This window comes from Microbulbifer mangrovi (assembly GCF_002009015.1).
Taxonomy (GTDB): domain Bacteria; phylum Pseudomonadota; class Gammaproteobacteria; order Pseudomonadales; family Cellvibrionaceae; genus Microbulbifer; species Microbulbifer mangrovi.
In genome coordinates this window covers 23,068-36,269 of sequence record NZ_LZDE01000335.1, presented here as the reverse complement: position 1 = coordinate 36,269, position 13,202 = coordinate 23,068, and the positions used below count along the sequence as shown (strand labels likewise).

The 13,202-nt window shown below is 54.8% G+C and carries 6 protein-coding genes; all 6 read right to left on the bottom strand.

Features of this window, described 5'->3' with window-relative positions:
- Positions 1–7: 7 nt before the first annotated feature.
- The 6 genes from B4U49_RS14555 to B4U49_RS14530 all read right to left on the bottom strand — a co-directional run bounded on the left by B4U49_RS14555 (position 8) and on the right by B4U49_RS14530 (position 12,803).
- A complete protein-coding gene (locus tag B4U49_RS14555) occupies positions 8–3,085 on the bottom strand; it encodes a type I restriction endonuclease subunit R (protein WP_078085335.1) in 3,078 nt (1,025 codons plus the stop codon).
- Between the two features lie 34 nt (positions 3,086–3,119).
- Positions 3,120–4,268, bottom strand: a complete 1,149-nt coding sequence (locus tag B4U49_RS14550; protein WP_078085334.1) for a DUF4268 domain-containing protein — start codon at positions 4,266–4,268, stop codon at positions 3,120–3,122.
- Positions 4,268–5,782 carry a restriction endonuclease subunit S gene (locus B4U49_RS19120; protein WP_078085333.1) on the bottom strand — a complete coding sequence of 505 codons (1,515 nt, stop codon included), beginning with the start codon at positions 5,780–5,782 and terminating at the stop codon, positions 4,268–4,270. Before B4U49_RS19120 ends, B4U49_RS14550 begins: the two co-directional genes overlap by 1 nt.
- Positions 5,772–7,349 (bottom strand): class I SAM-dependent DNA methyltransferase, encoded by a 1,578-nt coding sequence (locus B4U49_RS14540; RefSeq protein ID WP_078085332.1) that lies wholly within the window; start codon positions 7,347–7,349, stop codon positions 5,772–5,774. The genes B4U49_RS19120 and B4U49_RS14540 overlap by 11 nt, the downstream gene beginning before the upstream one ends.
- Before the next feature lie 552 nt (positions 7,350–7,901).
- Positions 7,902–9,725 carry a polysaccharide lyase family 7 protein gene (locus B4U49_RS14535; protein WP_239692651.1) on the bottom strand — a complete coding sequence of 608 codons (1,824 nt, stop codon included), beginning with the start codon at positions 9,723–9,725 and terminating at the stop codon, positions 7,902–7,904.
- Positions 9,726–9,911: 186 nt separating this feature from the next.
- Positions 9,912–12,803, bottom strand: coding sequence for a TonB-dependent receptor (locus tag B4U49_RS14530; RefSeq protein ID WP_078085330.1), 2,892 nt, complete (start codon positions 12,801–12,803; stop codon positions 9,912–9,914).
- Between the last annotated feature and the right edge of the window lie 399 nt (positions 12,804–13,202).

The window sequence follows — 13,202 nt, the reverse complement described above, 5'->3', positions numbered from 1 at the left end:
GCCTCCGCTACCCTGCCCACCCCTCCGATAATACTTCTGCCTGCTTCAGCACCAGATCCACGGCTTCGTCCTGCTGGTCCGGCGGGTACTTATATTTCTTAAGAATCCGTTTTACTAATAGGCGCAACTTCGCTCGCACAGATTCCCGCACCTGCCAGTCAACGGTGGTGCTATTCCGGAGCCGCAGCGTTAGCTCCATGGCAATGGTACGCAACACTTCCTCTCCGAGTTTCCGCACCGATGCTTCGTTCATCTCCAATGCCTCGTAGAAGGCAAGCTCGTCTTCACTCAGACGCAGTTGCTCACCGCGATTGGCTGCCGCTTTGAATTCTTTGGCCATGGCGATCAGCTCCTCGATCACCTGTGCGGTCTGGATGGAGCGATTCTGATATTTCACCAGCGTGTCTTTGAGGCGGTCGGAGTACTTCTTGGCCTGAACCACATTCTTTGCACTACGGGTCTTAATCTCGTCTGCCAGCAAACGCTCCAGGATTTCCACCGCCAGGTTACGGTGCTTCATCCCCGCAACCTCCTGCATGAACTCCTCAGAGAGAATAGAGATATTCGGCTTATCGAGCCCCACTGCCTCAAAGATATCCACCACCCGGTCGGAAACAATCGCGTTGCTCAGAACCTGGCGCATCCGTGCCTGCTTTTCAGCATCGGTCAGTTTTTTATCCGATTGCTCCCGCTTGATCAGCGCTGCCCTTATCGCCTGCAGGAAAGCAATCTCTTCCTTCAGCGCTGCGGCCTCATCCAGAGTCCCACACAGGGCGTACGCTTTGCTGATAGCCAGCACTGTATCGCAGTAGCGTGCCTTTCCATCTTCTTGGCCGAGCACGAAGTCCATCGCCGGTGCCATCAACTCCAACGGCTTTGTAGCGAAGTCGGAATAGTCGCAACCGTGGAGCAACCCTCGCACCACCTCTAACTTCTCCAACAACACCGCTAGCGCATCGTGAGCATCGACGGTGGGTTTGCCGCGGCCATGGCTTGCGGTATAGGTCTTCAACGCCTCCTTCAGCTCGGTGGCGATACCGATATAGTCCACCACCAGCCCACCCGGTTTATCGCCGAAGACCCGGTTCACCCGCGCGATGGCTTGCATCAGGTTGTGCCCCTTCATCGGCTTATCGATATACAGGGTATGCAGGCAGGGGGCGTCGAAGCCGGTCAGCCACATGTCGCGAACGATCACCAGCTGTAGCGGGTCTGCCGGGTCCTTCACTCGCTGCTCAAAACGCTTCAGTGTTTCCTTAGGGTGGATATGCGGGCGGTAGTGGGCTGGGTCCGCAGCAGAGCCGGTCATCACCACCTTGATGGCACCTTTCTCGGGATCGGTGTCATGCCATTCCGGGTGCATAGCGGTAATCGCGTTGTACATATCCACGCAGATGGCGCGGCTCATACAGACGATCATGCCCTTACCGGGAATCGCAGACTGCCGTGTAGCGAAGTGCTGGACGATATCACCGGCCACCTGCTTAATCCGGGGTTCGGCCCCCACCACCGCAGCCAAAGCTGCCCAGCGACCCTTGAAGCGCTCTCCAGCCTCTTCTTCGTCCGCCTCGGTCAATTCATCTACTTCGGCGTCGATCTGTGGCAGCTCGTCTTCCTTCAGCTCGATCTTGGCCAGGCGGGATTCGTAATGGATCGGCACCGTAGCCCCGTCCTTTACTGCCTGCTCCACATCGTAGACGTGGATATAGTCACCGAAGACCGCACGGGTATCCTTGTCTTCCAGCTCGATGGGGGTCCCGGTAAAGCCGACGAAAGTGGCGTTGGGCAGGGCATCGCGCAGGTGCTTGGCGTAACCGTACTGGTACTTACCCGACTCAGTTAATCGTGCCTTAAGCCCGTATTGACTACGGTGGGCCTCGTCACTAATGACCAAGACATTGCCTCGCTCACTCAGCTGAGGGTGCTGGTTCTCCCCATCCAATAGCGCAAACTTCTGGATGGTGGTGAAGATAATGCCACCGGAAGCCTGAGCCGACAGCAGCCGCCGCAACTCGTCCCGGCTGTCCGCCTGCACCGGTGTCTGCCGCAACAGCTGCCGTGCCGCACTGAAGGTCTGGAACAGCTGTCCGTCCAGATCATTGCGGTCTGTGACAATCACCAAGGTCGGATTGCCCAATTCCGCACTCCCGGCCAGCTTGGCGGCGAAGCAGCACATGGAAATACTCTTGCCGGAGCCCTGGGTGTGCCACACCACACCCCCACGGTTGCTTCCCGCCTGATGGGCTTCAATGGCAGTCTCGGTGGCCGCACGCACGGCAAAGAACTGGTGATAGCCGGCGATCTTCTTGATCACCTTGCCGCGGTCTTCTTCAAAGATGATGAAGTGACGTAGGTAATCGAGCCAGCGCTCCGGGGCAAAGAGCCCGCGTACGAGCACCTCCAGCTCGAGCTTGCCGATATCCTCATCCCGATCCCCGGTGATACTACGCCAGGGCAGATAACGCTCCTGATTAGCCGTTAGGGAGCCCAGCCGCGCCTGCTGACCATCCGAAATCACCAACGCCGTGTTGGTCACAAACAGATCCGGGATCTGCTCCTTGTAGGTATCGATCTGGTTATAAGCAGACCAGATATCGGTTTTCTCGTCGGCGGGGTTTTTCAGCTCGATCACCGCCAAGGGCAGGCCATTTACGAACACCACCATGTCCGGGCGACGTTTGCGTTGACCAACGACAGTGAACTGGCGTACCACTAGCCAATCGTTGTTCTCCGGGTGTTCGAAGTCGACCAGGCGTACGAACACACCCTCGGTGACCTCGTTTCCCGCCACATCAACATTGACACCATCCACCAGCAACCGGTGTAAGCCGCGGTTGGCCTGTGCAAGAACCGGCGCCTCCTGATTGGTAACCACGTGGAAGGCCTCCTCTCGGGCCACCTCCGGCAGAAAGTGGTTGAGGCGTTCGATGGCAGACCGAAGTCTGGGGCGCAGCATCACCTGTTGCCAGTCATCGCGCTCGGCATTGGAGGTATCCGGAGCGATCACCTCGCCCTGGATAACCTGATAACCAATATCTTCGAACCAGGTCTGGCAGAGGTCTTCAAGCTGGTCTTCGTTAATCATGTTGTTATTCTTATTCCGTCCTGGATCGTTTGTTTTACGCTGGCTCTGCGCTCGCTTCCTGTCGCTCGCTGAGCATACTTTTGAGCCCTGGAATTTCCGACTTGAAGGTATCTTCAAGTCGCGCCATGTATTTCGTCAACCACTCGGCCATCCGGTGCCAGTCATCAGGATTAAATCCATCAGCTGGCTGCTGAAAGTAAATCCGGCAACCCTTCTTCCCTTCCAAAGGGTTCCACTCCAGAGCGTCGCCGAAGCGTGCTTCTAGCTCGTCACGGCGGTCGTGCATAGCGGTCCACATTGCGGTGTTCTCCTCTGGATTGTCACGGCCAAAGAACAGCTCTACTCGCACGAAAGTACGACCAAAGGAGACATAGTAGCTGACCCCACTGAGACCCGAGCCGGCATTGCTGAAGTTCTCCTTACCGGGATTCACGTTGTCGTAAAGCCGGCAATCACTAGCACGAATGGTTTCTAAAAATACCTTCCAGAACTTCTGCCGGATTTGGTGACTGTTTCGTACAGCCCGCTCACTGGACTGCTCCTCCTGCTTCTTATCGCTGATGCCGACCATATATTCCTCGACTTCCTTGACCGGAATAATCTGATCCAGCTTCAGCAACAGCTGATCACCCAGGGCGTAGGGCACGGCCTTGATGCACTGGATACGGATGCGGTGCTCCATCAGCCACAGGGCGGTGGAAGTGACCTCGCGCCGAAAGTTTGCTGCGACGAAGAGGATGCGCTGGTCGGAACCTGGGTTGAGGGTCAGCTCGTCAAACTCGGCATCGTCGAAGAATTCGCTCAGACGCTGCTGGGCAGTGTGGCCGGGCTCATACTTGTCTAGGTACTGCTGATAGATGGCGACGATCTGGCTCTTGGTTAGTCCGGCGCAGTAGGAGGCGTACTTAAGCGCCTGCCACACTACATCGCGACCGGAATCGTCGAGCTTGTTCTCTATGACCACCAGATGGCCTTGCTTGTCCAAGGCTAGTAGGTCGAGACGCTCACGGGTCTCATCGAAACCATCGAACTCCTTCTGAATTATCAGCAGCTCCTCCCCCAGCACCTCTGGGTTGGCTGCCAGCCATTCCTGCAAGTGCTCGCGTTCACGAAAACCAAGCTCAGAGAACCTTTTTTCTTGCAGCGGGGATATACGATTCGCATCCTTATCGATCTGATACATTAGTTGGCCTCGACAGCGGATTCTGGGTTGAGTTGGATTTCGCCAGATAGCAATTTTGGTAAAAGCTGGTCTCGGATCTCGGCTAGAGTTCGGCTCTCCAACCGAAGGCTGATCCCTTTTTCCAACAGGAAGGCGAACGTTCTAGTTAACAGATCCAGAAAATCATCGGGAGGCACAGCACACAAAGCTTGGCTAAGATGCTCTCTCTTGATATGACCCATGGTTACCGCTTTTGCTGCAGCAATTCGCTGAAATTCGCACAGATGATGCTTGGTGAACTGGTAGAAGAACCACTTGGGATAATCTTTGGACGTGACCTTAAACAAATGCTGGTTGAGAGCGGCATCCCCGCCACACCAGACGTCGACCACCAGCGAGCCTGACCAAGAGAAGATTACATCACCGTCATAGACCCGACAGGATTCTTTGATGTTAGGCGACGCCTTTTCTACCCCATCGGTATATCCTTTTTTTAGCTGAGCAATCTTTAGCACCGGCAGGAATTCACTCTCGTTCTCGGGCCTGTACTTCTGCAACGCTAGCCCATTCTGATACTTAGCAATCGTGTCCAGCGGCCTAATCTGCCACCCTGCCGGTGACTTCCCACGTGTTGTTTCTTCAAAGTCACTAGGAAAAGCGGCGGCAAGTTGTTTCAGCTGCTCGCGCTTCTCAGAATCCAACTCTGCTAGCTCGGCCTCCAGCAGCGATCGGGTATCGCTAATATTGGGAGGATCAAATTTAAGGCCTGCGATGGTAGCGGCGGCGGCAATGTTCTGGGCTTCCCCGATGGCGACGGGTGTCGGCAGTGGCTCGCCGTATTCGGCGGTGCGCTGCTCGAAATGCTCACGCACCGCCACCTTGGCATGCACCGGGTCGAAGTCTACGAACCAGCTTTTGAACAGGGTTTGGGCGATTTGCTCTAGCGTTTCGTTGGTACGACGGTTAAGTTTTATTTTTTCAGTTAAGCCTCGCCATAGATCTTCTACAACTTTTTCCTGTGCTTTTTCAGGTATTAATACCGGTAACGATGACAAAATTGACGTGTTCAAGTTTGGCATGGTGGCACCAATAGCATGGCGACTAACCCATTGCCTGACTCTGGGATGAGATAAATAGGCATGTAGGTATACCGGTGTAATAGGAGCCCGATTACCTAGTCTCACGCGCAGACACCCTGTGCCACATAACCAGCCATCTTCTTTCGCAGTGACCAAAGAGCACTTTTCGACATCTCCGCGACGGCTGTAGACAATGTCACCTTCCCTCGTGAGGTACTTACTTAATCTGTTCGCATCGGCCTCTGAAATATGCGCAATATCATCTGTCGAAATACCTTCAACTGAGATGTTTTTCGGCATAATCGAAGGAATACCACTTTTGACATAGTCTCTCGCGTGTAGCTGGCTACCGAATGGCCCTGTTTGTATCGCCCCCCCGCCATCTGCGCACAGCTCTCCCAAGGAGATACTCCGCCAACTGTCCGGGTAGCTATCAAAGATCTTGTCAGAGCTCATAACCCAACTCCGCCAGCTTTTCTTTGATATTGTTCTCCATAGTCAGACTACGCTCAAACTGCTCTTTTAGCTGACCAGTTAACGCTGCCATTTTCTCTGCGAACGACGCTTGATCATCTTCCGCGTCAGCGGCACCCACGTAGCGCCCCGGCGTCAACACATGCTCATTGCTGCGGATTTCGCCCAGCGCCGTACTCTTCGCAAAGCCGGCTACATCCGCATAGTCGTCATCACCGTTGCGCCACTGGTGGTACACCTCGGCAATCGCGGCGATATCTTCGTCGCTGAAGGTCTTCAATACCCGGCTGGCCATCTCACCCTTGCTGCGGGCGTCAATAAATAGCACCTCGCCCCGGCGCGGCTTGCTCCGGGCCAGGAACCAGATACATGCGGGAATCTGAGTATTGGTAAATAGCTGCCCCGGCAGGGCCACCATACATTCCACCAGGTCCGCCTCCACCAGAGCCTTACGGATGGCGCCCTCGTTGTTGGTGTTGGAGCTCATGGAACCGTTGGCCAGCACTATACCGGCACGCCCATTGGGCGCCAGATGGTGCAGCATATGCTGGACCCAAGCAAAGTTGGCGTTACCCACCGGTGGGGTACCGTACTGCCAGCGCTTGTCCGCTTCCATCGCATCGCCACCCCAGTCCGAGATGTTGAACGGTGGATTGGCCATCACGTAGTCGGCCTTTAGGTCCGGGTGTTGGTCGTTGTGGAAGCTGTCTGCAGGTTCCTTACCGAAGTTGAAGTCCATACCGCGGATGGCCATATTCATGGCCGCCAGCCGCCAAGTGGTGGGATTGGACTCCTGGCCATAGATGGAGATATCCCCCAGCTTGCCGCCGTGGGATTCGATGAACTTTTCAGAGGACACAAAGAAGCCACCGGAACCCATGGCCGGGTCGTACACCCGCCCCTTGTAGGGTTCCAGCATCTCGACAATCAGGCTAACAATGGACTTAGGTGTATAGAACTGCCCACCTTTCTTGCCCTCAGCACTGGCAAATTGACCGAGGAAGTATTCGTATACATGGCCCAGCACGTCCTTGGCACGGTGCTCGGTGTCGTTGAAACCGATGGTGGCGATCAGGTCGATCAACTCGCCCAGGCGCACCTGCTTCATGCGCTCGCGGCCGTACTCACGGTTGAGGATACCCTTGAGACGCGGGTTCTCTTTCTCGATGGCCACCATGGCGTTGTCGATGGTGCGGCCGATATCTGCCTCCCGCGCCTTGGCCTGGATCGTGCCCCAGCGGGCCTCGGCCGGCACCCAGAAGATATTGGCGGCCAGGTAGTGGTCCCGGTCTTCCAGTTCGCCGGTGATATCCTCATCGGTAGCGTCCTCCCAGTAGAGATCTTCCTCCGGGTCCTGGAACCGGGCAGTGAGCTGACTGCGAAACTCGTCGAAGCTGTCGGAGATGTACTTTAGGAAGATCAGCCCCAGTACCACGTGCTTGTACTCGGCAGCATCCATGTTGGCGCGCAGTTTGTCGGCAGCGGCCCAGAGGGTTCTTTCGATGGAGGCGAGGGTATCGGGCTGCTCTTTTGCTTTCTTTTTAGCCATTTTGGGCGCTATTCCTGCTACTTCTGTTCTAGTGGCGTCACTTTGCCTCGAGTTTACCGGTGCAGGAGTAGCAGAAAAAGGAGAACCTTGTCACACGCCACTCATCAAACATAGAGTTCGGTGCAACGAGGTAATTCGCCGGGGACCCCAGGAATCGCGTTACCGTATTCCATCTTTCATTCGCATGAGGTGAAGGAAAGCACCTGTACAGGCAGAATCTAAGGCTATCTTGTGGGGGTACATCTGGGGGTATCAGTCTGTCGATCAACCACATTACACCTTATAAATCAATTGGTTAGCACAGTTATTCAATTGACGGAGGGCCACCATTTTTCCCGTAAATACCCCTTGTAACCCAGCATCCACCTTCCTTTGGATCATTGCCCACATACGCAAATCCACCTCAAAGCGACAATGACGCTTGGCTTGCACGAAAATCCCCGAAGCGACCAGTTACAGTTACCGCTCCGGGAATTTTGCGCAGGGTACCCGTCTAAATAAGCACTACAGCGCTGTACATAAGGGTGCTCACTTCATGCGTTGACACGAGTTTTAGTAAGCATAGCCATCGTGGCTGTTCTCTAATGAATAGAACGTGGCTTCCACATAGTCACTACCGCTACCAGTATTATTCTGGTTATACACGCCGGCCTTGAAGTACTGGTACTGGTCAGCGACATCGTAACCACTGTTTCCCATATCCACGACCTGAACCACATCGGCCTTACCCTCACGGGAGATGGTAACAGTGAGCGTATTGCCCACCACCTTGATCTCGTAGCTCCAGATTTCATCCAGAGAGATACCATCGGAAGGATTTGAAGCACTGCTGGAGCGGCTACCAATCATTTCATACCAGCTGTCGCTGCCACCGTTCGGCTCATGCGCGATGTACACAGAGCCTTTGCTATTACCCGGTAGTTTGCGGTAATAAAGACGTAAAGGCTCATCGTTGTTGGCGTGAATCTGCCCCACAATTACGCGCCCTACTTGGCCGCTATCACCAGTGGTGGTTACATGGTTAACAGCCAACGTTGCGCGCAAGATACCATCGACACCACCCGCGGCATTACGTGCAGACGCCGGTGCGGAACCGAATACCCAGTTATTTCCGTTGACACCCTGAGTGCTGATACTTGTATCGCCACGGCGCAGCATCTCGCGTAGCTCGGTACGGGTATAGGACGTATTTGTCGACGTCTTGTAGCCGTCAACGGGGCAACGGAATACCATGCCGCCATCAGTACCCGTATAGAAATAGCTACTGTTTTCGTAACCTCCATTTAACTCGACTTCTTTGATTGAGTCCGCGGTCCCACTGCCATCATTGTCACTGGGTACGCTCAGGTACCAGTCTGCGAGATCGAAATTACTGGAAGGAGGTAGATTTGGATCCAGAAAACCTCCCGAACTGGAGCCTGAACCCGAGCTCCCGCCGGAGCTGCCGCTAGAACTACTTCCCGAACCACTGCCGTCACTACACCCGATTACATCCATTTCCAGGATGCTATTCCAGTTATTGGCGGAATTGCCACTGCCGGTCAGACGCACGTAGCGGGCACTGGAGTCAGTCAAATCATAGCCTTCCAGATCAGTAGTGGAGCCGCTGGACTGTCCAGCGGACAGCACCGTGGTCCAGTTGCTGTTGTCGACTGAGGTTTCAATGGAGAAAAAGCTAGTGCGTTGATCGCCCTTATACCAGGCGATATCCACCCCCTCCACAGCCTGTACACTGCCAAGGTCCAGGGTGATCCACTTGATCCCCAGGGACGACCAACGGGATTCATCAGCAAGGCTTCCGTCGAGTACGTTGCCCGGACCGTGCCCGTCGTTAGTACCGTCGTCAGAGGCCGATGATACGGCCAGATTGCTGCCAGATGTACAACCGCCGCCGCCTGAACTGGATGTACCGCTACCACCGCTGGACCCAGATCCAGAGCCGAGTTCTTCCAGTGCAAAACTATCGAATCGGCCCTCACCGCCATTGTAGGTACCGAATACCGTAATGCTGCTCGCGCTACCGGAATTGAACTCGACAGAAACCTGTTGCCAGTCTGAACTGTCAGCACTGCTATCGAAGGTACTGCCACTCACCTTCGCACCTACGGTACCGGCACCGCGCACATATGCGCTTAGCCGATAATTGGTATTACTGCTCACAGAAACCTGCTGCTCCAGCTTACCGCCGCTTCCGGAAATTTTCGCAGACTTGCTGCCGCTATAGGCAACCCCCGAAATTGCCGACGGATCGGTATCATTCCAGCTGTCCCAGTCGCTTTCGAAACCGGGATTTTGTATGGATACGCTGGCTGAAGCCATACAGGCTGACAACGCCATTACACAACTGATTTTCATCGCCAAGGATTTAGCTTTCATTGGATCCTCATTATTTTTTTGTAGGGTGTGGATAATTACAGCGATTACTGGCTGCTGCGGTTTCTCTACAGAGAGACAACCACGATGAAGCCGCCGCAACATCGGAAGGCTATCTTGTACTGCATCGAAGATTCTGCTTTTTCAGAAGGTGACCGGTGGCGGAGCGCCTCCGGTCACTATGACCAATTAGAACTTGGCGCGAATACCCAGTACGTAGCGGCGATCGGTTTCCATTATCTGGAAGGCCGTACCATTAGCACCGGTATTGATGGTGGGTTCTGCAGTCAGGTTGGTGACATTGGCGATCACAGTGATGTCATCGGTCACATCGTAGCTTGCAGAGAGGTCTAGTTGCGACAGGTCTTCGCGGTAATCGTTACCGAGCGTAGGGTCGTCATCAACGGTCGCACCTGGGATCACAAGCTCACCGAGTGGCAGTACACGCTTGGTCTGACCTTCATCCAGGAAGCGATCGCGGTAGGTGTATGCCAGACGGATTCCGAAGCCTTCGTACTCGTAGTAAAACTGTGTATTGAAGGTATTTTCGGAAATATCCGTCAGCGGTACGCCGTTCGGGTCTTCGCTATCTGCGTAGGTGTAGTTGGCGCTCATGCCGAGGCCGGACCAGCGACCGGGCAGGAAGTCGAACGCCTGCTGGTAACCCAGCTCCAGCCCCTGGATCTTGCCATTTTCACCATTGGTGATGAAATCGGTGAGGATGCCCATCTGTGAAGTCGGTGTGCTGGCGTTGGCATACTGGATACCATCCGCCTGCCACAGACAGATTTTGTCGTAGTCGGAAACGTTGGTCAGAGTGCTGACCACTTCGGGCAGGTTCTTACATTCGTAGGTACGGGTCAGGAAGGATTCCACGTCCTTGTAGAACAGGGTCGCAGAAACCATATTGCTATCCCAGTAATGCTCCGCCGCGATATCGAACTGGGTGGCACGGTACGGCTCGAGCTCAGGGTTACCACGACTGGCAGCGATGTAGGCGTCGCGGAACTCGTACGCGGGGCTCAGCTCGTTGAAGTCCGCGCGGCGCATTACCTTGGCCGCGGCAAACCGCATCAGAGTGTCTTCACTCAGGTCCCAGGTCACATTCAGGCTGGGCAGGAAGTCATTGTAGCTGGCGCCGTCGGAGACAATTTCACCTTCCTGGTAAGCCTTTGACGTGATGTCGGTCGATACGTAGCGACCACCGACAACAGCACGTACGTCGCCGAAGTCCAGGTTGGCCTGTATGTACACAGCCGAGGTGTCCTCATTCACTTCGGAGTAACCGCCTTCCTGGTACTCGAGATTGTCCGCGAGACTACCGGTGATTTCCATATTGGTGCCGGCCAGCAGTTGCTTGACGATATCGAAGGTCGCCTGCTGGTTCTGCAGCAGGCGCGCATCGTATGCGGTAAATTTCGCCAGATCGTAGGCGCCGCTACGACCTGTGTGCTCGAACGCATCACCGGTGAAGTCGTAGTTGGTCATGGCCTGGGGGAACTGGGCCACAATGTCTTCCATCCAGATAATGTCCGGATTTCCGTCGGCGTCCTCAAGATTCTTGAAAATGTTGGTGATGCGGAACTGCTCGCGGCTCTGTTCATAATCGCGCGCGGTCACACGTACACCAGTCTTGACTGCCGACACCCAGTTCAAACCGAAGGGTTCAGCGTACTTCAGGTCGAAACGGAACGCGTCCTCCTGGTTGGTAACGTAGTTACGGGTATCCTCGTAGCGACGGAAGGCCTGGTTCTGCTGATCGGTAAATACATATCCGTCTGCAAAATCGATAACCGGGGCGCTGTTATTACTGTTCTCGAAGGTAACCGGGATCAACCACTTGTTTTCGCCGTCAGCGCCCTGCCCTTCGATCGAGCGATCAATACCGCGAAAGCGGAATTCGGAGAAGGGGGTATAGCTGTCAGACTTGGCGGTGGAGTACTCACCGCTAACGCTCAGTTGTTCAGTGAAGTTCCACTCACCACCAAATGCGTGACTGTAAGAGTCACTGGTGCGGAAGCTCGAGCCGGTGGTCAGCAAGGGCTGTACCTCGTCATACATGAAGTTCTGCAGCTGGCCGTTTCCGTCCTCGTAGGTTTGCTCTGGGATCACGGTCGGGTCGTCGAGGATATGCAGCAGTGAAAAGGTTTCCTGTGCGCCGTCGCGCTCCACTGCGTTCAAGTCCAGGTAAAACTGCCCCTGTTCGGAAGCCGGCGCCCACTGGAAGGAAAGATTCAGCGCAGTGCGTTCCCGCTCTTCGGTACGCGGATTGAAGGTATGCTCGCGACCGTAAACGTACGCACCGCTCGGGGTGTTTTTCGCCGCGTCCGCAGCGTTGATAACGCCATCGCCATTGAAATCGACCTCGCCCACTTGTAGCTGGACCAGAGATTCGTCGCGGCGCAGCGTACGGTCCTGGTATGCCAGTGACGCGATGGCACCGAAGGTGCCGGCCTCGCCCAGATCCCAGCTATTGCCCACACCGGAACTGATGATCGGTGCCCAGTTGTCCGCCTTGTCCGCGTACTCGCCCTGAACAGAGATAGCTGCCAGGGGCGCATTCAGGTCCAGCGGGCGCGCCATCTTCAGGCTGATGGTGCCACCGAGCGCGCCTTCGGTCATTTCCGGGGTTGGCGACTTGATCACTTCCACTTTCTGCAGAAAGGCGGCGGGAAAATCCTGGAAGTCGATTCCGCTACGGCTATCGCCGAGCACAGAGCGACCGTTGACTTCAACCCGGTTTTGCGGGAGGCCCCGAATCGAGACCTCGGAACCCACACCAAATTCACGATTGATGGAAACTCCGGTAACACGCTGCAGCGCTTCCGCGATGTTGTTGTCGGGCAGCTTGCCGATGTCTTCCGCCACCACCGCGTCAACAACACGCGCATCATCGCGCTTGGCATCGGCTGCCGCCTCCAGACTGGCGCGGATACCGGTGACGCTTACCTCTTCCAGCGCGGCAGCGTCTTCTCCCTGTGAAAAAACCATGGGGGCAAATGCCATGGTGGAGGCGGAAAGCATCAGCAGACTGAGATCTCTCAGCGCGCTCTGCTTATCGAACTTCTTATGGTTATTCATCGACGTTTTCCTCTCATCGTAAGAAAAATTTATTTTTATAGGCGTCTATCGGGTGGAGTTAAACCAATTGCGAAAAATCTGTCAACGAGCTTGGTAGCCCAATTGGTAAGATGGGTTGAGGCTTTTTCCATAACCCATTGTTATAAAAGGAAATATCTAAATGAATTTTTTGGCGCTTTTTTTAACCTGGTAGCTTCTAACTTCTGCAATCCAAGAAAACCATATATTGGTAATACAGATTGGTAATATCTATAGGGCGGAAAAGCGCAATACAGACCCGCGCAGGCAACATGCATCACCGGCAAAAAATAAACGTGTATCTGGATCTGGAAGACTTGGCGTCAAGCGAGACTCGCGCCAGCAAACTGACGAAAACGTTGGACGGGAGAATAAAAAGAC

What these genes read in the sequence shown, in the direction of transcription:
- B4U49_RS14555 (WP_078085335.1), bottom strand. Translation starts at nt 3,085, where the DNA reads ATGATTAACGAAGACCAGCTTGAAGACCTCTGCCAGACCTGGTTCGAA.
- B4U49_RS14550 (WP_078085334.1), bottom strand. Translation starts at nt 4,268, where the DNA reads ATGTATCAGATCGATAAGGATGCGAATCGTATATCCCCGCTGCAAGAA.
- B4U49_RS19120 (WP_078085333.1), bottom strand. Translation starts at nt 5,782, where the DNA reads ATGAGCTCTGACAAGATCTTTGATAGCTACCCGGACAGTTGGCGGAGT.
- B4U49_RS14540 (WP_078085332.1), bottom strand. Translation starts at nt 7,349, where the DNA reads ATGGCTAAAAAGAAAGCAAAAGAGCAGCCCGATACCCTCGCCTCCATC.
- B4U49_RS14535 (WP_239692651.1), bottom strand. Translation starts at nt 9,725, where the DNA reads ATGAAAGCTAAATCCTTGGCGATGAAAATCAGTTGTGTAATGGCGTTG.
- B4U49_RS14530 (WP_078085330.1), bottom strand. Translation starts at nt 12,803, where the DNA reads ATGAATAACCATAAGAAGTTCGATAAGCAGAGCGCGCTGAGAGATCTC.